Annotated in this window: 18 protein-coding genes; 12 read left to right on the top strand and 6 right to left on the bottom strand. The window is 69.4% G+C overall.

Going from position 1 to position 18,035, the window contains the following annotated elements:
• Positions 1-44 precede the first annotated feature (44 nt).
• From AB8810_RS14550 to zwf, 3 genes are read right to left on the bottom strand one after another with little or no spacing between them, the layout of a single operon-like run.
• Positions 45-764: a 6-phosphogluconolactonase gene (locus AB8810_RS14550; RefSeq protein ID WP_179564006.1), complete on the bottom strand. Its 720-nt coding sequence runs from the start codon at positions 762-764 to the stop codon at positions 45-47.
• Positions 761-1,768, bottom strand: coding sequence for a glucokinase (glk, locus tag AB8810_RS14545; RefSeq protein ID WP_179564008.1), 1,008 nt, complete (start codon positions 1,766-1,768; stop codon positions 761-763). The genes AB8810_RS14550 and glk overlap by 4 nt, the downstream gene beginning before the upstream one ends.
• Positions 1,765-3,228: a glucose-6-phosphate dehydrogenase gene (gene zwf / locus AB8810_RS14540; RefSeq protein WP_225209771.1), complete on the bottom strand. Its 1,464-nt coding sequence runs from the start codon at positions 3,226-3,228 to the stop codon at positions 1,765-1,767. The genes glk and zwf overlap by 4 nt, the downstream gene beginning before the upstream one ends.
• A 411-nt stretch (positions 3,229-3,639) precedes the next feature.
• Here zwf and AB8810_RS14535 point away from each other — a divergent pair, with 411 nt between their 5' ends.
• Positions 3,640-4,731 carry an ABC transporter ATP-binding protein gene (locus AB8810_RS14535; RefSeq protein WP_369914032.1) on the top strand — a complete coding sequence of 364 codons (1,092 nt, stop codon included), beginning with the start codon at positions 3,640-3,642 and terminating at the stop codon, positions 4,729-4,731.
• A gap of 99 nt (positions 4,732-4,830) precedes the next feature.
• Here AB8810_RS14535 and AB8810_RS14530 read toward each other — a convergent pair whose 3' ends face one another.
• Positions 4,831-5,703 carry a folate-binding protein YgfZ gene (locus AB8810_RS14530; protein ID WP_369914031.1) on the bottom strand — a complete coding sequence of 291 codons (873 nt, stop codon included), beginning with the start codon at positions 5,701-5,703 and terminating at the stop codon, positions 4,831-4,833.
• 38 nt (positions 5,704-5,741) lie between these two features.
• Here AB8810_RS14530 and AB8810_RS14525 point away from each other — a divergent pair, with 38 nt between their 5' ends.
• From AB8810_RS14525 to lolD, 9 genes are all read left to right on the top strand, one after another.
• Positions 5,742-5,912 (top strand): DUF1674 domain-containing protein, encoded by a 171-nt coding sequence (locus AB8810_RS14525; protein ID WP_179564016.1) that lies wholly within the window; start codon positions 5,742-5,744, stop codon positions 5,910-5,912.
• 60 nt (positions 5,913-5,972) lie between these two features.
• Positions 5,973-6,365 carry a succinate dehydrogenase, cytochrome b556 subunit gene (gene sdhC / locus AB8810_RS14520; protein WP_179564018.1) on the top strand — a complete coding sequence of 131 codons (393 nt, stop codon included), beginning with the start codon at positions 5,973-5,975 and terminating at the stop codon, positions 6,363-6,365.
• The gene (sdhD, locus tag AB8810_RS14515) at positions 6,362-6,748 is read left to right on the top strand and encodes a succinate dehydrogenase, hydrophobic membrane anchor protein (protein WP_179564020.1); all 387 of its coding nucleotides are present in this window, start codon (positions 6,362-6,364) and stop codon (positions 6,746-6,748) included. Before sdhC ends, sdhD begins: the two co-directional genes overlap by 4 nt.
• 29 nt (positions 6,749-6,777) lie before the next feature.
• A complete protein-coding gene (gene sdhA / locus AB8810_RS14510; RefSeq protein ID WP_206228495.1) occupies positions 6,778-8,568 on the top strand; it encodes a succinate dehydrogenase flavoprotein subunit in 1,791 nt (596 codons plus the stop codon).
• Between the two features lie 111 nt (positions 8,569-8,679).
• Complete coding sequence (locus AB8810_RS14505) at positions 8,680-9,462, top strand: succinate dehydrogenase iron-sulfur subunit (protein WP_179564023.1); 783 nt, start codon at positions 8,680-8,682, stop codon at positions 9,460-9,462.
• Between the two features lie 131 nt (positions 9,463-9,593).
• Positions 9,594-9,842 (top strand): succinate dehydrogenase assembly factor 2, encoded by a 249-nt coding sequence (locus AB8810_RS14500; protein WP_191824597.1) that lies wholly within the window; start codon positions 9,594-9,596, stop codon positions 9,840-9,842.
• The gene (locus AB8810_RS14495; protein WP_369914030.1) at positions 9,793-10,248 is read left to right on the top strand and encodes a hypothetical protein; all 456 of its coding nucleotides are present in this window, start codon (positions 9,793-9,795) and stop codon (positions 10,246-10,248) included. The genes AB8810_RS14500 and AB8810_RS14495 overlap by 50 nt, the downstream gene beginning before the upstream one ends.
• A 23-nt stretch (positions 10,249-10,271) precedes the next feature.
• Positions 10,272-11,516 carry a lipoprotein-releasing ABC transporter permease subunit gene (locus AB8810_RS14490; RefSeq protein ID WP_179564026.1) on the top strand — a complete coding sequence of 415 codons (1,245 nt, stop codon included), beginning with the start codon at positions 10,272-10,274 and terminating at the stop codon, positions 11,514-11,516.
• 37 nt (positions 11,517-11,553) lie between these two features.
• On the top strand, positions 11,554-12,264 hold the full coding sequence (gene lolD / locus AB8810_RS14485; protein ID WP_255432568.1) for a lipoprotein-releasing ABC transporter ATP-binding protein LolD: 711 nt from the start codon (positions 11,554-11,556) through the stop codon (positions 12,262-12,264).
• A 572-nt stretch (positions 12,265-12,836) separates the two neighbouring features.
• On the opposite strand, the gene AB8810_RS14480 is transcribed toward lolD, so the two are convergent.
• Positions 12,837-13,901, bottom strand: coding sequence for an SDR family oxidoreductase (locus AB8810_RS14480; protein ID WP_369914029.1), 1,065 nt, complete (start codon positions 13,899-13,901; stop codon positions 12,837-12,839).
• A gap of 136 nt (positions 13,902-14,037) precedes the next feature.
• The gene (locus tag AB8810_RS14475; RefSeq protein WP_369914028.1) at positions 14,038-14,748 is read right to left on the bottom strand and encodes a TetR/AcrR family transcriptional regulator; all 711 of its coding nucleotides are present in this window, start codon (positions 14,746-14,748) and stop codon (positions 14,038-14,040) included.
• Between the two features lie 128 nt (positions 14,749-14,876).
• On the opposite strand from AB8810_RS14475, the gene AB8810_RS14470 reads away from it, so the two are divergent.
• Complete coding sequence (locus tag AB8810_RS14470; protein WP_369914027.1) at positions 14,877-16,541, top strand: FUSC family protein; 1,665 nt, start codon at positions 14,877-14,879, stop codon at positions 16,539-16,541.
• Positions 16,531-18,003, top strand: coding sequence for an aldehyde dehydrogenase family protein (locus AB8810_RS14465; protein ID WP_369914026.1), 1,473 nt, complete (start codon positions 16,531-16,533; stop codon positions 18,001-18,003). The genes AB8810_RS14470 and AB8810_RS14465 overlap by 11 nt, the downstream gene beginning before the upstream one ends.
• Positions 18,004-18,035: the final 32 nt, after the last annotated feature.

Below are 18,035 nucleotides of genomic sequence, written 5' to 3'. Positions count from 1 at the left end.
CGCGGCTGTTCCCATTCCCGATTCCCGATTCCCCACTCCCAGCCTCACTCACACCAATGCACGCGCAAGCGCGCACCAGGCGTGTCGAAGGCGACGCGGATCGGGAATTCGTGCGGATCGCTGCCGGCCAGCGCGCGCTCGAGCACGTCGAGCTTCTGCTTGCCGCGCAGCAACAGCATGCGCTGGCCGATCGGCGCCAACCCGGCCGGGGTCAGGGTGATGCGCAGCGGCCAGGTGTTGGCGCCGGGGCAGCCGGTGGCGTCCAGCGCGGCGTAGGGCAGGGGATTGGCCAGCGCCTTGTTCAGGTCGGTGGCGCCGGGGAACAGCGACGCGGTGTGGCCGTCGCCGCCCATGCCGAGCACCGCCATGCACGCGGCCGGCGCATGCTGCGCATGCAGGTTGGCGGCGTGCACGCAATCCTGCAGCGGCTTGCCGACCCGCACCAGCGGCTCGAAGCGCGCGCCTTCGGCACGTTCCAGGAAGCTCTGCCGGACCAGGTAGGCATTGCTGTCGCTGTCCTGCGGCGACAGCCAGCGCTCGTCGACCAGGCCCACTTCCAGCTTGGTCCAGTCCAGCGGCAACTCGGCCAGCGCCTGGTACACCGGCGCCGGGGTGGTGCCGCCGGACAGCAGCAGCCGCGCGTTGCCGCGCAGCTCGATGTCCGCGCGCAGCGCGTCGCCGATCTCTGCCGCCGCCGCGTCGATCCATTCGTCGGGATCGTCGTAGCGGATCAGGGTGATGCGATCGGACAACGTGGGGCTCATGTAACGACTCCTGGGGATTGCCGCTCGGCATCGACCGCGTAGGCGGCGGCGCCGAGCAGGCCGGGACGGGGGTGGATCACCGCCAGCGACGGTACCCGCGCCATGATCGACGAAAAGCGGCCCTTGTGCTCGAAGCGCTGGCGGAAGCCGGAGTGCTGCAGCGCGTCGAGCATCTTCGGCACCAGGCCGCCGGTCAGGAACACGCCGTCCCAGGCGCCCTGCACCAGCACCAGGTCGCCGGCGATGGCGCCGAACACCGCGCAGAACACGTCGATGGTGCGCATCGCGCGGTAGTCGCCCTGCGCGGCGCGGGCGGTGATGTCCTCCGGCTGCAGCGGACCGGGGTTGTCGCCGGCGATCTCGCTGAGCGCGCGATGGATGTTGACCAGGCCGGGGCCGCAGATCAGGCGTTCGTTGGAGACGCGGCCGAACTGCTGCGACAGCAGCTCCAGGATGCGGATCTCCTCGGGCGTGCCCGGCGGGAAACTGACATGGCCGCCCTCGGTCTCCAGCGGGATGCAACGGCCGCCGCGGGTCAGCAGGCCGCCGACGCCCAGGCCGGTGCCGGGGCCGATCACCGCGTAGTTGCGCGGCGTGGCGACCGGCGCCGGCTGCCACGCCGCGCCGCCGACCTGGACCACGTCCTGCGGCTGCAGCAGGCTGATCGCCATCGCCTGCGCGGCGAAGTCGTTGATCAGGTGCAGCTCGTCGAAGCCGAGCATGGCGCAGGTGCGCGAGCGCGAGATCACCCACGGGTGGTTGGTGATCCGCGCCTCGTCGCCGTCCACCCGCCCGGCCACGGCGAACACGCCGCTGCGCGCGTCCACGCCGGTCTGCTGCAGGTAGTGGCGCGCCGCGTCGCCCAGCGACGGGAACTCCACCACCGCATAGGTCTGGGTGCTGTCGTCGAGCAACGGCGTGGACGCGTCGAGGTCGGCGAGCGCGAAGCGCGCGTTGGTGCCGCCGATGTCGGCGACCAGCACCGGCCGCAGCGGCGCGCTCATGACGCGTCCCGCTGCACGGCGCTGGCGTCGTCGGCGGAGACGTAGCGTTCGGCCTCCTGCGGCCCCCAGCTGCCGGCCGGGTAGGGCAGCAGCGGCAATTGCGCCTGCGCCCAGGCGTCGCTGACGCTGTCGATCCAGGCCCAGGCCGCGCGCACTTCGTCGTCGCGCACGAACAGCGCGTGGTTGCCGTTGAGCGCGTCCAGCATCAGCCGCTCGTAGGCGATGCGGCGATGCAGGCCGGTCGGCACCGACAGTTCCAGTTCCAGCGGCTGCAGTTCCAGCGCGCCCCATTCCGGGCCGGCCAGGCTGCTCATCAGGCCCAGTTCGATGTTCTCCTGCGGCTGCAGCTGGAAGGTCAGCCGGTTCGGCGCCACGTGCTTCGCGTCGGGGCGCTCGAACAGCCAATGGGTGACCGGCTTGAGCGTGACCACGATGCGCGTGGTGCGTTCGGCCAGGCGCTTGCCGGTGCACAGCCGGAACGGCACCCCGGCCCAGCGCCAGTTGTCGATGTAGGCGGTGACGCCGACGAAGGTCTCCACGTCGCTGCCTTCCGGCGGCTGGTAGGCCTGCGCCTGCTGGCCGTTGATGGTGCCGGCGGTGTAGCGCCCGCGCACGCTGTCGCGCGCGGCGTGCGCGGCCTGCAGCGGACGCAGCGCACGCAGCACCTTGACCTTCTCGTCGCGGATGCGGTCCGCCTCCAGCGAGGCCGGCGGCTCCATCGCCACCAGGCACAGCAGCTGCAGGATATGGCTCTGGACCATGTCGCGCAGCGCGCCGGAACGCGCGTAGTAGGCGTCGCGGCCGTCCACGCCCTCGCTCTCGGCGACCAGGATCTCCACCGACTCGATGTAGTTGCGGTTCCACACCGCCTCCAGCAGCGTGTTGCCGAAGCGCAGCGCGATCAGGTTCTGCACCGCCGCCTTGCCCAGGTAGTGGTCCAGGCGGAACACGCGGTCCTCGTCGATCAGCGCGCCGATCGCCTGCAGGATCTCGCGCGCGCTGGCCGAGTCGTGGCCGATCGGCTTCTCCAGCATCAGCCGGTTCGGCGCGGCCAGCGCCCCGCCCAGGGCCAGGCCCTGGCAGGTGCTGATGTACAGCCCCGGCGGGATCGCCAGGTAGCTGACGCACTTGCGCGAGGCCAGCTCGCGCACCGCGTCGGCCACCGACTCGGCATTGCGCAGGTCCACCGAGCGGTAGTCGGTGCGATCCAGCAGCGACTGGATCACCGCCTCGCTGACCTGCGGCATCGCCGCCTGCAGCCGCGGCTTGAGGATCTCGTGGAACTTGGCGGTGTCGTGCGGCGACAGCGCCAGCGCGCGGATGCGGAAGTCTTCCGGCAGGAAGCCGTCGTCGAGCATGCGCAGCAGCGACGGGAACAGGTAGCGCTGGGCCAGATCGCCGGTGGCGCCAAACAGCAGGAACGTATCGTGCATCGACCGGTTTTCGGTTTCGGGTGACATTTCGTCGATCACCTGGGGGCTAGTAGTGACGTGGCGTTGGTAAGCAAGCGGCGGAAGCGGCCTGTATCCGTCCTGCAGCTCGCGCGGGGGCATAGCGATGACGACCGCCAGGCGGGACCGCACGATCCGGGAGATGAATACGACTGCCAGACCTCTGAGCATACCTGTCTAATGCCTCAAGCATCAGAGCCGGCGCTCGGCGCACGCCGGACGGCGGCGGCTGGCGGTTCGCATCGCAAGCCCTCCCAGGCGTCGATGTTGCCCCGTGAAAACGGTTACATGGCAGAATACCGCATTGCGATCCCATTGTTGCCTGTGTCGCTGGCACGATGCGAACCGCATTCGTATGCACTGCCTTCGGGAGGGACCGGCGGCAGCCCGTCTCTCCAGCCGGAAACCGGATACCGCACCATGGCGAAAGTACAACTGGACAACATCCGCAAGGTCTACGACAACGGCCAGGTCGCCGTGCACGGGGCCAGCTTCGAAGTGGCCGACGGCGAACTGATGGTGCTGGTCGGGCCCTCGGGCTGCGGCAAATCCACCCTGCTGCGCATGATCGCGGGCCTGGAGGAGATCAGCGGCGGCGAGTTGCGCATCGGCGAGCGCGTGGTCAACGACGTGGCGCCGAAGGACCGCGACATCGCGATGGTGTTCCAGAGCTACGCGCTGTACCCGCACATGACCGTGGCCGAGAACCTGGCGTTCGGGCTGAAGCTGCGCGGCGAGAGCAAGGACGTCATCGCGCGCCGCGTCGCCGCCGCCGCCGACACCCTGGGCCTGACCCCGATGCTGGACAAGCTGCCGCGCGCGATGTCCGGCGGCCAGCGCCAGCGCGTGGCGCTGGGCCGCGCGCTGGTGCGCGAGCCGGCGGTGTTCCTGCTCGACGAGCCGCTGTCGAACCTGGACGCCAAGCTGCGCCACTCGGTGCGCACCGAGATCGCGCAGCTGCACCGCAAGCTCGGCACCACGATGATCTATGTGACCCACGACCAGGTCGAGGCGATGACCCTGGGCCAGCGCATCGTGGTGCTCAAGGACGGGCGGATCCAGCAGATCGATACGCCGATGGCGCTGTACGACCGCCCGGCCAACCTGTTCGTGGCCGGCTTCCTCGGCAGCCCGGCGATGAACGTGTTGCAGGGCCAACTGCTCGAAGAGGGCGGCCTGCAGCAACTGCAGCTGGCCGACGGCAGCCGCGTGCCGCTGCACGGCGCGCATGTGGCGCCGCAATGGCTGGGCCGGCCGATCGCGATCGGCGTGCGCCCCGAGCACCTGCAGCCCAGCGAGGACGGGCAGGGTGGGTTCGAAGCCACGGTCGAGGTGATCGAGCCGGTCGGCAACGAGATCTTCGTCAACCTCAGCTACGGCAGCCAGCCGCTGGTGATGCGGGTGGCGCCGCGTACGCTACCCGGCCTGGGCGAGCCCCTGCGCGTGGCGGTGCGCGGCGAGGCGCTGCACTTCTTCGATCCGGAGAGCGGCGAGCGCCTGTCGCCGGCCTGAGGCATCGCGCCGGCCGGCGGCGGCGAGTTCTGACAGCGCGCCGCCGCGCCGACGCAGCCCGCTGCCGAGGAGGGCAGGACGGCGGGCTGCGAGGCTCGCTCAGCGTGCCAGGCCGTCGCGCAGCGGCTGCCAGTGCGCCGGATGCGCGCCGATGGACAGGCCGGTCGGCGGCGCCTCCTCCAGCGGCAGCACCGCCAGCGCCAGCGTGCCGGCGACGCTGACCACGCTGCCCAGCGGCTGTCCGTCGCGCAGCACCTGCGCGCCGACCTCGGCCGTGCCGTCCACCTCCAGCAATTGCAGTGCGCGCTTGGCCTTGCCCAGGAAATGGGTGCGGGCGACGATCTCCTGGCCCGGATAGCAGCCCTTCTTCACGCTGAACGCGTGCAGCCGGTCCAGCGCCAGCTGTTGCGGGGTCCATTGCTCGCGCTGGCCGGGATCGAGCCGGGCCAGGCCCAGGCGCAGATCGGCCTGGCGCCAGGCGGCGGCGAAGCTGGGGTCAGCCACGTCCTGCGTGGCTTGCGCGGCCGGCACCAACAGCAGCGTGCGCGGCAGGCCGTCGCCGCCCATGTCCAGTTCGATCGCCCCGTCGCCACGCTCGGCCAGCACCGCGCCTTGCGCATGCGCGGGCGCCGCCAGGCGCGCGTAGGCGTGCAGATCGTCGTGCGCGGCGATGCGCACCTTGCGCCGGAACACGAAACGGTTCAGCGCCATGGCCAGGTCCGCTGCGCCGCCGTCCGGCAGCAGCACCAGCAGGGCGTCGTCGGCGCGGCGCAGCAGCGCGAACAGCGCGATCACCCGGCCCTTGGCGCTCAGCCAGGCGTTCCATTGCCAATGGCCGTTGCGCAGCGCCTGCACGTCGTTGGCGAACTGCGCCTGGGCGAAAGCGACTGCATCCGCGCCGCTCAACGCCACGTATTGCAGGTCTGGGAGCGCGGAAAAACCGGCGGAAGTGAGATTCAGGTTGTCAGGCACGAGGGGGAGGACTAAAATTACGCTGTTGTGAGACCCGCATGATAGGCCAACCAACCCCCACACCCGAGCCCGATCCCGAAACGCAGCGACCCGCCGAGGAGAACACTCCGGAAGCGACGCCTGCGCCGCGGGAAATCGGCGGTCGCGGCGGCCTCGAGCCGACGCGCTACGGCGACTGGGAGAAAAACGGACGCTGCATCGATTTTTGAGCAGCTTTGAGCCAACGCGGCCTTAAGCACGCCGCCCAGCCGAGACAACGAGCCCAGCGAATGGCGACCCGCGAACGTCCTCTTTCCCCCCACCTGCAGGTCTATCGCTGGCAGATCCAGATGGTGACCTCGATCCTGCATCGAGCCACTGGCATCATCCTGTCGGTCGGTGCCCTGATCATTGCGGCCGCGCTGTTGGTGCTGATGCTCGGCCCGGCCTCCTGGAACTGCTTCCGCGGCATGGCCGGCGCCTGGTACGGCCAGCTGTTCCTGTTCGCCTGGAGCTGGGCCTTCGCCTACCACCTGTGCAACGGCCTGCGCCACATCGTGCAGGACTTCGGCCACGGCTTCAGCATCCCCGCCTTCGTGCGCAACAGCTGGCTGTCGGTGATCGGCAGCCTGGTGATCGTCGCGCTGATCTGGGCCTACGTGCTGACCGGAGCCGCCGCATGAGCCGATACCGCACCCCGTTGAAGAACGTGCGCGGCCTGGGAGCCGCCAAGTCCGGCACCGAGCACTTCGTGCTGCAGCGACTCACCGCCACCGCGCTGGTCGGCCTCACCATCTGGTTCCTGGTGTTCGTGCTGAGCCTGCTCGGCGCCGACTACGTCACCGCCACCGAGGCGGTGGCCAAGCCGTGGAACGCGGTGCTGCTGGTCGGCTTCCTGGTCGCGATGTTCTGGCATGCGCAGATCGGCCTGCAGGTTATCCTCGAAGACTATGTGCACAACTCGCTGCTGGCCCTGGCGCTGCAGACCACGGTGAAGTTCGTCGCCGTGCTCGGTGCGATCGTCGGTGTATTCGCGGTCGCCCGCATCGCGCTGGGCAGCGCCTGATCGGCGCCCGGAACAGGAATTCAAACTAGATGTCCGCTTACAAGATCACCGAACACAAGTACGACATGGTCGTGGTCGGCGCCGGCGGCGCCGGCCTGCGCGCCACCTTCGGCCTGGCCGCCAAGGGCCTGCAGACGGTCTGCCTGACCAAGGTCTTCCCGACCCGTTCGCACACCGTGGCCGCGCAGGGCGGCATCTCCGCCGCGCTCGGCAACATGGGCGAGGACGACTGGCGCTACCACTTCTACGACACCATCAAGGGCTCGGACTGGCTGGGCGACCAGGATGCGATCGAGTACATGTGCCGCGAGGCGATCCCGGCGATCATCGAGCTGGAGCACTACGGCGTGCCGTTCAGCCGCACCGAGGACGGCAAGATCTACCAGCGTCCGTTCGGCGGCATGACCACCAAGTACGGCGAAGGCCCGTCCGCGCAGCGCACCTGCGCCGCCGCCGACCGTACCGGCCACGCCATGCTGCACACGCTGTACCAGCAGTCGCTGGCGCACAACGCGCGCTTCATGATCGAGTACTTCGCGCTGGACCTGATCTTCGACGAGGAAGGCGTGTGCCGCGGCGTGCTCGCGCTGGACATGGCCGAAGGCTCGTTGCACCTGTTCCGCGCCCACGGCGTGGTGCTGGCCACCGGCGGCTACGGCCGCGCCTACTTCAGCGCCACCTCCGCGCATACCTGCACCGGCGACGGCGGCGGCCTGGTGATGCGCGCCGGCCTGCCGATGCAGGACATGGAGTTCGTGCAGTTCCACCCCACCGGCATCTACGGCGCCGGCTGCCTGATCACCGAGGGCGTGCGCGGCGAAGGCGGCATCCTGCGCAACAGCAATGGCGAGCGCTTCATGGAGCGCTACGCGCCGCACTACAAGGATCTGGCCTCGCGCGACGTGGTGTCGCGTTCGATGACCATCGAGATCCGCGAAGGCCGCGGCGTCGGCGAGCACAAGGACCACATCCTGCTCGACCTGACCCACCTCGGCCCGGAGGTGATCAACGAGAAGCTGCCCGGCATCGCCGAGAGCGCGCACATCTTTGCCGGCGTCGATGTGGCCAAGCAGCCGATCCCGGTGATCCCGACCGTGCACTACAACATGGGCGGCATCCCGACCAACTACCACGGCGAAGTGGTGCGCAAGGACGGCGACAACCCCGATGCGGTGGTGCCCGGCCTGTACGCGATCGGCGAAGCGGCCTGCGTGTCGGTGCACGGCGCCAACCGCCTGGGTTCCAACTCGCTGCTGGACCTGGTGGTGTTCGGGCGTGCGGTGGCCAACCGCTGCGCCGAGACGATCAAGACCGGCGCGCCGCACAAGACCCTGGCCAGCGATTCCTGCGACAAGGCGCTGGGCCTGCTCGACAAGCTGCGCAATTCCAATGGCGGCACGCCGACCTCGGTGATCCGCGACAAGATGCAGCGCACCATGCAGTCCGACGCGGCGGTGTTCCGCACCAGCAAGACGCTCAAGGAAGGCGTCGACAAGATGGCCGAGATCTACGCCACGTTCGAGGACGTGAAGGTCTCCGACCGCTCGCTGGTGTGGAATTCGGACCTGATCGAGACCTACGAGCTGAACAACCTGCTGCTCAACGCGGTGGCGACGATCAACTCGGCCGAGCAACGCAAGGAAAGCCGCGGCGCGCATGCGCACGAGGATTTCCCGGACCGCGACGACGTCAACTGGCAGAAGCACACCCTGGTCACCGTCGACGACAAGGGCCAGTGCAGCTTCGACTACCGTCCGGTGCACATGTACACGCTCAGCAAGGACGTCGACGTGGTGCCGCCGAAACCGCGCGTCTACTGACCAAAGCCGGGAAACGGGAATCGGGAATGGGGAATCGAAAAAAGCGCCTGCGCTCTTCGCCCCTGCTTCCCATTCCCCATTCCCCAATCCCCATTCCCGGATTTTAAAGCCATGGCAGAGTTCACCCTCCCCAAGAATTCCAAGATCGGCAAGGGCAAGCACTTTCCCGCCACCGGCGCGAAGAATGCTCGTACCTTCAAGGTCTACCGTTGGAATCCGGACGACGACAGCAACCCGCGCACCGACACCTACGAGGTGGATCTGGACGCGTGCGGCCCGATGGTCCTGGACGCGCTGATCAAGATCAAGAACGAGATCGATCCGACCCTGACCTTCCGCCGTTCCTGCCGCGAGGGCATCTGCGGGTCGTGCGCGATGAACATCGACGGCACCAACACGCTGGCCTGCACCAAGGCGATCGCCGACTGCGACAAGGCCGAAGTGCCGATCTATCCGCTGCCGCACATGAGCGTGATCAAGGATCTGGTGCCGGACCTGACCCACTTCTACGCGCAGTACGCGTCGATCAAGCCGTGGATCCGCACCCAGACCCCGCCGCCGCCGGACCGCGAGCGGCTGCAGTCGCCGGAAGACCGCAAGAAGCTCGACGGCCTGTACGAATGCATCCTGTGCGCGTGCTGCTCGACCAGCTGCCCGAGCTACTGGTGGAACGGCGAGCGCTACCTGGGCCCGGCGATCCTGCTGCAGGCCTACCGCTGGATCATCGACTCGCGCGACGAGGACACCGGTGCGCGCCTGGACGATCTGGAAGATCCGTTCAAGCTGTACCGCTGCCACACCATCATGAACTGCGCGCGGACCTGCCCGAAGGGGTTGAATCCGGCGCTGGCGATCGCCGAGATCAAGAAGCTGATGATGGCGCGTCGCGCCTGATCGGCTAGCGCTTCACCACGGACGGCAGGCCCGTCCGACTTGCGCGGCACCGGCTCTCGGGTTCGGTGCCGCGCGCGTTTCCGGCGGTCGCCGCAGCAGGCGTCCGCCCACCAAGACAGGGGTGCGATGCGATGGACGAAGCCACCGAACTGAAGAAGCTGCGCTGGCGCTGCCGGCGCGGCATGCGCGAACTGGACCAGCTGTTCGGGCGCTACCTAGACCGGCGCTGGGCGCAGGCGTCCGAAGCCGAGCGCGGGGTTTTCCTATACCTGCTCGACTGCGAGGACGATAAGTTGTGGCGCTGGTTCATGGGCTACGAGGCTTGTCCCGATGCACGCGCCGCCGATCTCATCGCCACCATCCGCGCCATGCCGGCTTGAGTGGCGTCCCTCGCGCTGGCTGCTGGCGGCGCTGGCGCTGCTGAGCGTGCTGGCGCCGCTGTCGATCCTGGGTTCGGACATGCCGCGCAGTTGCGCCTGGCCGGCGGCGGCGCTGGCCGCGCTGTATGCGGTACTGCTGCTGCGGCGCGAAGCCCGGCGCGCGCCGCGCGCGCTGCTGATCCCGCCGCAGGGCAGCGCCGCGGCAAGCCTCGACGGCCAGCCGTTGGCGGCGCTGCAGGTGGACTGGCGCGGGCCGCTGGCCTTCGTGCGCTGGCGCGACGCGGAGGGCCGGGTCGGGCGCCTGGCCTGGTGGCCGGACACGCTGCCGCCGGCGGCACGACGTGAACTGCGTCTGGCCGCTCAGGCCCGTGCCGCTTCGTCTGCGCCGCTGCAGATGGCACCATAGCGCTCCCTGGATGGTGGCTGCGCATGTTCAAACCCTTACCCGTGGCCATCGGCCTGCGCTATCTGCGCGCCAAGCGCCGCAACAACTTCATCTCCTTCATCTCGATGGCCTCGATCCTCGGCATCGCCCTGGGCGTGACCGTGCTGATCACCACGCTGGCGGTGATGAGCGGTTTCCAGAAGGAGATCCGCGACCGCCTGCTGCAGATGGCCGCGCATGCCACGGTCAGCGCGCAAGGCGCGCCGATGGAGAACTGGCAGCATGCGGTGGACGTGGCGACCCGCGATCCGCGCGTGGCCGGCGCCGCGCCGTACGTGGAAGAGGAGGCGCTGCTCACCGGGCAGCGCAACCAGCCGGCGATCGTGCGCGGCATCCTGCCCAGCGAAGAGGCCAAGGTCTCGGTGCTGGCGCAGAAGATGAAGCAGGGCTCGATCGACAGCCTCACCCCCGGCTCCTACAACATCCTGCTCGGCCAGGAACTGGCGCTGTGGCTGGGCGTGGGCGTCGGCGATAAGGTGGTGGTGATGCTCGGCGAACCGCAGGCCAGCCCGATGGGCATGGTGCCGCGCTACAAGCGCTTCACCGTCAGCGGCATCTTCGAAGCCGGCTACAACGAGATCGACCGTGGCCTGGCGGTGACCAGCATGCCGGACATGCAGCGCGTGCTGCGCATGGGCGACGGCGTCACCGGCGTGCGCCTGAAGCTGCACAACATGGACCTGGCCTGGGAGGTGGCGCGCGACCTGGCGCTGAACCTGCACGGCCCGTACATGGTCAGCGACTGGACCCGCGAGAACGCCAACCTGTACCAGTCGCTGAAGATGGAAAAGACGGTGATGGGCATCCTGCTGTCGCTGATCATCGCGATGGGCGCGTTCAACCTGGTGTCCTCGCAGGTGATGCTGGTCACCGACAAGCAGGCCGACATCGCCATCCTGCGCACGCTGGGGCTGAGCCCGGGCGGGGTGATGCAGGTGTTCATGGTGCAGGGCACGCTGATCGGCGTGTTCGGCACCATCGCCGGGGTGATCGGCGGCATCCTGCTGACCTTGAACCTGGAGCGGATCCTGGCCGGCATCGAGGCGCTGTTCAACATCAAGCTGCTGCCGGAGGACGTGTACTACATCACCGGCCTGCCCACCGACATGCAGCCGCACGACGTGGTGGTGATCACCATCGTCGCGCTGCTGATGAGCTTCCTGGCCACGCTGTATCCGGCCTGGCGCGCCGCGCGCACGCAACCGGCGGAGGCGCTGCGTTATGAATGAGGGCCGGGAGTCGGGAATCGGGAATCGGGAATCGGCAATGCACAAGCCACAGCAAGCGCAGGCGGCGATCCGTGCCGAAGGCCTGGGCAAGACCTACGCCGAGGGCAAGATGCGCACGCCCGTGTTCGACGGGCTGGACCTGGCGGTGGCGCCGGGCGAGACCGTGGCCATCGTCGGCGCGTCCGGCGCCGGCAAGAGCACGCTGCTGCACCTGCTCGGCGGCCTGGACGTCCCCACTGCCGGCGAGGTGTATGTGGCCGGGCAGCGCATGTCGGCGCTGTCGGACGCGGCGCGCGGCCAGCTGCGCAACCGCTCGCTCGGCTTCGTCTACCAGTTCCATCACCTGCTGCCGGAATTCACCGCGCTGGAGAACGTGATGATGCCGGTGCTGCTGGGCGGCGCCGCGGTCAAGGACGCCGACGCGCGCGCGCGTGCGCTGCTGGAGTCGGTGGGCCTGGGCCACCGCCTGGAGCACAAGCCCGGCGAGCTGTCCGGCGGCGAGCGCCAGCGCGCGGCGGTGGCGCGCGCGCTGGTCAACCGCCCGGCCTGCGTGCTCGGCGACGAACCGACCGGCAACCTCGACGACAAGACCGCGGCCAACGTGTTCGCGCTGATGCTCGACCTCAACCGCGCGCACGGCACCAGCCTGGCCCTGGTCACCCACGACCGCAGCCTGGCGCGCAAGCTCGACCGCGTGCTGGAACTGCACCAGGGCAAGCTGCGCGAACTGGCGCCTGCCGACGTGTAGCGGCAGGCATGCCGGCGTGGAAGGCGCGCCGGCATGGCCGCGGCCCGTCGGTCACGACCCATGCATCCCGGGAGCATGGCGGTTTCGGCGATCGGTCGCGGCTGAAGCCGCTCCTACAGTGCACCCCGCGAGTCGCCCGCGAGCTTCCTGTAGGAGCGGCTTCAGCCGCGACAAACGATGCCATCCTGCTATCCGGCTTCGGAAACAGTCGGGACTGGAGTTCTTTCCGCAGTGCACCCAGCCAGTCGGCCGCAAGCCACTGTAGGAGCGGCTTCAGCCGCGACGAGCAGAGCCATCCAGCTATCCGGCTTCGGAAACAGTCGGGACTGGAGTTCTTTCCACAGTGCACCCAGCCGGTCGGCCGCAAGCCACTGTAGGAGCGGCTTCAGCCGCGACGAGCGAAGTCGGCGTCTGCCCCGTCGCGGAACCGATGGGCTGATGGGCCGAGGCATGCGGAGTCGCTCCCGCAACGGGGGCGACCAACCGCATGAAGACCGCTCAAGTGTCCATCAATTCGACAATCCCGCACCGCCGCTCTCACAGCGGCGGCTATCCCGCCGATGCTGCGACCGTCAGGGGATCACCCGCTGCGCGCGCAGCCGCGCGAACAGCTCCAGGAACGACGCGCGGCTGTCGTAATAGCCGAGGAAGCCCAGGTCGCGGCTCTTGGTCATGTCGTTGACGCACTCGATCTCGCGGCCGAGGTCGGCGTCGGTGTGCCACCACGACGCCAGTTGGTTCACGTCCGCCTGCACCAGCCCGTGGCGCTCGGCGATCTCGCGCCACTGCGCCGGTGCGGTGTGCTGCAGGCGCGGCTGCAGCGGCATCGGCGCATCCGGATACGGTGCCGCCTCCAGGCCGAAGAACGCGGCGATCTCGCCCCACATCCAGCGCCAGCGGAACACGTCGCCGTTGACCGTGTTGAACGCCTGGTTGCGCGCAGACGGACTGGTCGCGGCCCAGGCCAGTTGGCGGCCGAGCAGGCCGGCGTCGGTGAGGTCGGTGAGGCTGTCCCATTGCGCGCGCGAACCGGGAAACACGAACGGTTGCCCGCTGTGCTTGCACAGCGCCGCGTACACCGCCAGGGTCACGCCCATGTTCATCGCATTGCTGCCGTTGGCCTGGCCGATCATGGTGTGCGAGCGGTGCACGCTCCAGCCGAAGCCATGGCGCGCGGCGGCGTCGAACAGCAGGTCCTCCAGCGTGTAGTAGAAATTCTCGCCGGGCTGGCGCGGCTCGCTCTCGCGGAACGGCGTCTCCGCCTTGCCGCTGCCGTAGTGCTCGAACGAACCCAGGTAGTGCTTGGTGCCGGTGACCAGCGCCATGTGCTGCAGCGCTGCGCTGTCCAGGCCCTCGCACAGGTGGCGCAGCATCGCGCCGTTGGCGGCGACGTTTTCCTGCTCGGTGTCGCGCCGCGTCCAGGTGCAGAAGAACACGTGGGTGATCGGCAACCCGCGCAGCGCGGCGATGGTCGCGTCGCGGTCGAGCAGATCGGCCGCGACCGGAATCACGCCTTCCTGCGCGACCGGACGGCGCGCCAGCCCATAGACGGTCCAGCCTTCGGCAACGAGAACGTTCGCCAGGTTGTAGCCGGAGATGCCGGTGACCCCGACCACCAATGCGGTGCCCTTGCGCATGCGCAGAATTCCTTCGCCATAAAGGGCACACGCTAGCCGCAGGCCGATGAACATGCGGCGAAGTCGTCGGTACCTGCGCGTCGCAGTCGCGAGAAGAGACGTGGGTCTTGCTGCCCCGAGGCGGTGCGGACTTCGGTTACGACGATGCGGGACGATACGCAGGCAGGAACGCGTCGATGGCGCTGAGCACGGCCGCCTGGCGGCTCTCGGCATCGGGCGGCGGGTCCAGTCCCCACAGCTGCCGTTCCAGCATCCCCGCTTCGCACAGCGACTTGAAGTACAGGCCGGTCTGCCGCGGCGCGGCGCGGCGCAGCAGGCCGCGCTCCATCAGGCTTTCCAGTACGTCGCAGATCGTGAGCAGGGTCTGCTTGGGGCCGTTCTCGTAGAAGATGCGGCTCAGCTGCGGCTGGCGTCCGGCTTCGCCGATGATCAGCCGGTTGAGCGCGACGACATCCGGGCGCATCACCAGCTCCAGGTAGGCCGTGCCCAGATGCAGCAGGCTCTGCTGCAGATCGGTGTCCTGTTTCGACGCCTCGAGCGCGGCGAGGCCGCCGCGGCCGGCTTCCACCACGAACGCTTCGAACAAGGCGTCCTTGCTCGCGAAGTAGCCATACAGCGTGACCTTGGAGGCGCCGGCTTCCGCTGCGATCGCCTCCATGGTCACCGCGCCGAAGCCGCGTTCGATGAACAGCTTGCCGGCGGCATTGGCGAAGCTCAGGCGGCGGACTTCGGTTTTCTTGCGCATCGTGCAGCGGGTCTCGTCGATATCCGGAAGGGAAGAAGGCCGTGGCGCGCTTGGCGGCCGGTGCGGTCTTCGCCGATAACATAGCTGATAACTGAACGACATCGTAAAGAAATGTTGACGTGACCCTTTCCTGGGCGGATAACTGTACGAATTAGTTCAGTTAAGAAGGGCCCGTGGCCAATCCGATGCTCGTTTCGCGACAGACGCCTAGCCTGGGCACGGATGGCCCCGTGGCCTGGACGTTGCGCACGACGCTTGCGGCGTTGCTGGCGCTGGCGATCGCCGCGGGCCTGGGCATCCAGCATCCGTGGTGGGCGGCGATGACGGTCTGGCTGGTCGCCCAGCCCACCCGCGGCCTGTTGTTGGAACGCGGTGTGGCACGGTTCGTCGGAACGGCGCTTGGGGCCATCGTCGGCGCCTTGATCCTGCACACGCTCGGTGGCGTTCCGGCCCTGTTGCTTGCGGCGATCGCCGTGTGGCTGGCGCTGTGCGCGGGCGTCGGCAGCCTGTTTCGCCATTTCCGCAACTACGGTTTCGTGCTGGCCGGCTATACCGCGGCGATCGTGGCGCTGTTCGGCCTCGGCGATGGCGCGTTCGACGCGGGGCTGGCACTGGACCGCGTGGTCTGCACCGTGCTCGGGATCGTCTGCGTAAGCCTGGTATCGCTGCATGGGGCAGCAGCGGCGCGCGGCGAGCACGTGGCGGTGCGCCTGGAGGCGGTTCTGCAGCGTTGCCTGTGCAGGGTGGAGGCGCAGCTGCGCGGCGCCGCACCGGCGCCGGCCGGGGCCGTCATCGCGCAGATCCAGGCGCTCGATCGGGACATCGAGAGCGACGCGGCCGGTTCGCTGAGCGGGCGTCGCGTCGCGCTGCGGGTGCGGCGCATCGCCGGCCCGGTGCTGGAGCTGATCGCGCTGACGCTGCAGCCGCCAGAGGCCACCGTTTCCGAGCTGCCGGCGATGCCGCACAAGGCCGACGATCGGCTCGTCCTGCTTGCCGCGCACGCCGCATCGGCCGGACAGCCGGCGCTGGCCGCGACGCTCGACGAACTGCGACAGGCGCTGCACGGACCCGCGGCCTCGCTTCCATCTGGCCTGGCATGGGACATCGATGTCGCCGCGATGTCGCGCGCGGCCTTGCGCCCGGTGGTCGCGCTGGCCATCGCCGCCGCGTTGTGGTGGGGCACGGGCTGGCAGATGGGCGCGATGATGGCGATGACCGCCGCGCTGTTCGCCTCGCTTTTTTCCAGCAGCGACCAGGGCAACCAGGCGCTGCTGCAGGTGCTGCTCGGCTCGCTGTCGGGCGCGCTCCTCGGTGCCGGCGCGCGCCTGCTGGTGCTGCCGCATGCCGAGGGCCTGCTGCCGGTGCTGCTGTGCATCGCGCCGTTCCTGCTGCTGGGCGCCTGGCTGATGCAGCGACCGCGCACGGCCAGGATGGCGATCGATCTGACCCTGACCTTCCTGCTCGTGGCCCAGCCCGGCTCGCCGCCGGTGCCGGCCGCGATGGCGCTGCACCAGGCAGCGGCGATCGTCGTCGGCGTGCTGCTGGCGGTCGCGACCTACTGGCTGATCCTGCCGGCCACGCCGGCGGCACGGCGCCGCCTGCTGCTGCGGCGCATCGCGCGCCTGGCCTCACGCGTGGAGCGGGCGCCCGATGCGGCGGCGGCACTGCGTGCGCACCGCCGCTTGCGCGCTGCGCAGGTCCGGTTGCTGGCCTGCAGCGATCCGCGGCAAGCGACCGCCGACACGCTGCAGTGCCTGGCGTGGGCGCGCAGGCGGCTGACCAGCCGTTCGCTCGCCGAAGCCGCCATGCCGCCTTCCACAACCGGCCGCGCCGCAACCGCCGCGCCTGCCGAACGCGTGCCCACCTCCACCAAGGACAACCACCGTGAGCGATAGCCGATACCCGAACGACTTCACCGGGCAGTACATCGCCGGCCAGTGGCGCCCCGGCAGCGCCGGCACCGTGCTGCAGGACCGTAATCCCTACGACCAGTCGCTGCTGACCGAGATCGCCAATGCGTCGCGGGCCGACCTGGACGCGGCCTACCGTTCCGCCGCGGCGGTGCAGCGCGACTGGGCCCGCGCCCTGCCGCGCGAACGTGCCGCGGTGTTCCTGCGCGCCGCCGAGGTCATCGAGCGCCGGCATGCCGAGATCGTCGATTGGTTGATCGCCGAATCCGGCAGCACCCGGCTGAAGGCGGAGATGGAATGGGGCGCGCTGCGCGCCGACGCGCTGGCCGCCGCGACCATGCCCAGCCGCGTGGCCGGCCGCATCCTGCCGGTGGACATCGCCGGCAAGGAAAGCCGCGTGTACCGCAGCCCGCTCGGCGTGGTCGGGGTGATCAGCCCGTGGAACTGGCCGCTGCACCTGTCCAGCCGCTCGGTCGCCCCTGCGCTGGCGCTGGGCAATGGCGTGGTGCTCAAGCCGGCCGAGGACACGCCGGTGACCGGCGGCCTGCTGCTGGCGCGCATCTACGAGGAGGCGGGGCTGCCGCCCGGGCTGTTCAACGTCGTCGTCGGCCAGGTCGCCGAGATCGGGGATGCCTTCACCCTGCATCCCATCCCGAAATTCATCTCCTTCACCGGCTCCACCCGGGTCGGGCGGCGCATCGGCGAGCTCGCCGTCAGCGGGCCGCGGCTCAAGCGCGTCGGCCTGGAGCTGGGCGGCAACGCGCCGTGCGTGGTGCTGGACGATGCCGACCTGGAGCGGGCGGTGACCGGCGCGATCGTCGGCCGTTTCCTGCACCAGGGCCAGATCTGCATGAGCAGCAACCGCATCATCGTCCAGGCGCCGCTGTACGACCGTTTCGTCGAGGCCTTCGTCGAGCGCGCGCGCGGGCTGAAAGTGGGCGATCCCAACCTGGCGGACACGGTGATTGGCCCGCTGATCAACGCCCGCCAGCTGCAGGCCGCCACCGAGCGCCTGGCCGCCGCGCAGGCCGAGGGGCAGCGCCAGGTGCTGGGCGGCGCGCCGATCGGGCAGGTGCTGCCGCCGCAGGTATTCGTCGATGTCGCCAACGACTCGGCGCTGGCGCAGACCGAGCAGTTCTGCCCGATCGCGCCGCTGATCCGCGCCGCCGACGAGGAGGACGCGCTGCGCATGGCCAACGCCACCGAGTTCGGCCTGTCCAGCGCGGTGTTCACCGGCGACGCGGCGCGCGGTCTGCGCTTCGCGCAGCGGATCGAGGCGGGGATGACCCACATCAACGACATCAGCCCGAACGACGATCCGTCGGCGATGTTCGGCGGCGAGAAGAACAGCGGCATCGGCCGCTTCAACAGCGACTGGATCATCGACGAGTTCACCACCGACCACTGGATCAGCGTGCAGCACCAAGCGTACGCCGCTCCGTTCTGACCCATCCGCCGGCACTCCCGCTGGCTCACCCC

The organism is Xanthomonas sp. NCPPB 3005, from assembly GCF_041228095.2.
Taxonomy (GTDB): Bacteria; Pseudomonadota; Gammaproteobacteria; order Xanthomonadales; family Xanthomonadaceae; genus Xanthomonas_A; species Xanthomonas_A bonasiae.
Note: the sequence above shows the minus strand (reverse complement) of the source record. Positions and strands in the feature narration are given on the sequence as shown.

What these genes read in the sequence shown, in the direction of transcription:
- AB8810_RS14480 (WP_369914029.1), bottom strand. Translation starts at nt 13,901, where the DNA reads ATGCGCAAGGGCACCGCATTGGTGGTCGGGGTCACCGGCATCTCCGGC.
- AB8810_RS14500 (WP_191824597.1), top strand. Translation starts at nt 9,594, where the DNA reads ATGGACGAAGCCACCGAACTGAAGAAGCTGCGCTGGCGCTGCCGGCGC.
- AB8810_RS14535 (WP_369914032.1), top strand. Translation starts at nt 3,640, where the DNA reads ATGGCGAAAGTACAACTGGACAACATCCGCAAGGTCTACGACAACGGC.
- AB8810_RS14490 (WP_179564026.1), top strand. Translation starts at nt 10,272, where the DNA reads ATGTTCAAACCCTTACCCGTGGCCATCGGCCTGCGCTATCTGCGCGCC.
- sdhD (WP_179564020.1), top strand. Translation starts at nt 6,362, where the DNA reads ATGAGCCGATACCGCACCCCGTTGAAGAACGTGCGCGGCCTGGGAGCC.
- AB8810_RS14475 (WP_369914028.1), bottom strand. Translation starts at nt 14,748, where the DNA reads ATGTCGTTCAGTTATCAGCTATGTTATCGGCGAAGACCGCACCGGCCG.
- AB8810_RS14495 (WP_369914030.1), top strand. Translation starts at nt 9,793, where the DNA reads ATGCACGCGCCGCCGATCTCATCGCCACCATCCGCGCCATGCCGGCTT.
- glk (WP_179564008.1), bottom strand. Translation starts at nt 1,768, where the DNA reads ATGAGCGCGCCGCTGCGGCCGGTGCTGGTCGCCGACATCGGCGGCACC.
- AB8810_RS14550 (WP_179564006.1), bottom strand. Translation starts at nt 764, where the DNA reads ATGAGCCCCACGTTGTCCGATCGCATCACCCTGATCCGCTACGACGAT.
- AB8810_RS14525 (WP_179564016.1), top strand. Translation starts at nt 5,742, where the DNA reads ATGATAGGCCAACCAACCCCCACACCCGAGCCCGATCCCGAAACGCAG.
- lolD (WP_255432568.1), top strand. Translation starts at nt 11,554, where the DNA reads ATGCACAAGCCACAGCAAGCGCAGGCGGCGATCCGTGCCGAAGGCCTG.
- sdhC (WP_179564018.1), top strand. Translation starts at nt 5,973, where the DNA reads ATGGCGACCCGCGAACGTCCTCTTTCCCCCCACCTGCAGGTCTATCGC.
- AB8810_RS14505 (WP_179564023.1), top strand. Translation starts at nt 8,680, where the DNA reads ATGGCAGAGTTCACCCTCCCCAAGAATTCCAAGATCGGCAAGGGCAAG.
- zwf (WP_225209771.1), bottom strand. Translation starts at nt 3,228, where the DNA reads ATGTCACCCGAAACCGAAAACCGGTCGATGCACGATACGTTCCTGCTG.
- sdhA (WP_206228495.1), top strand. Translation starts at nt 6,778, where the DNA reads ATGTCCGCTTACAAGATCACCGAACACAAGTACGACATGGTCGTGGTC.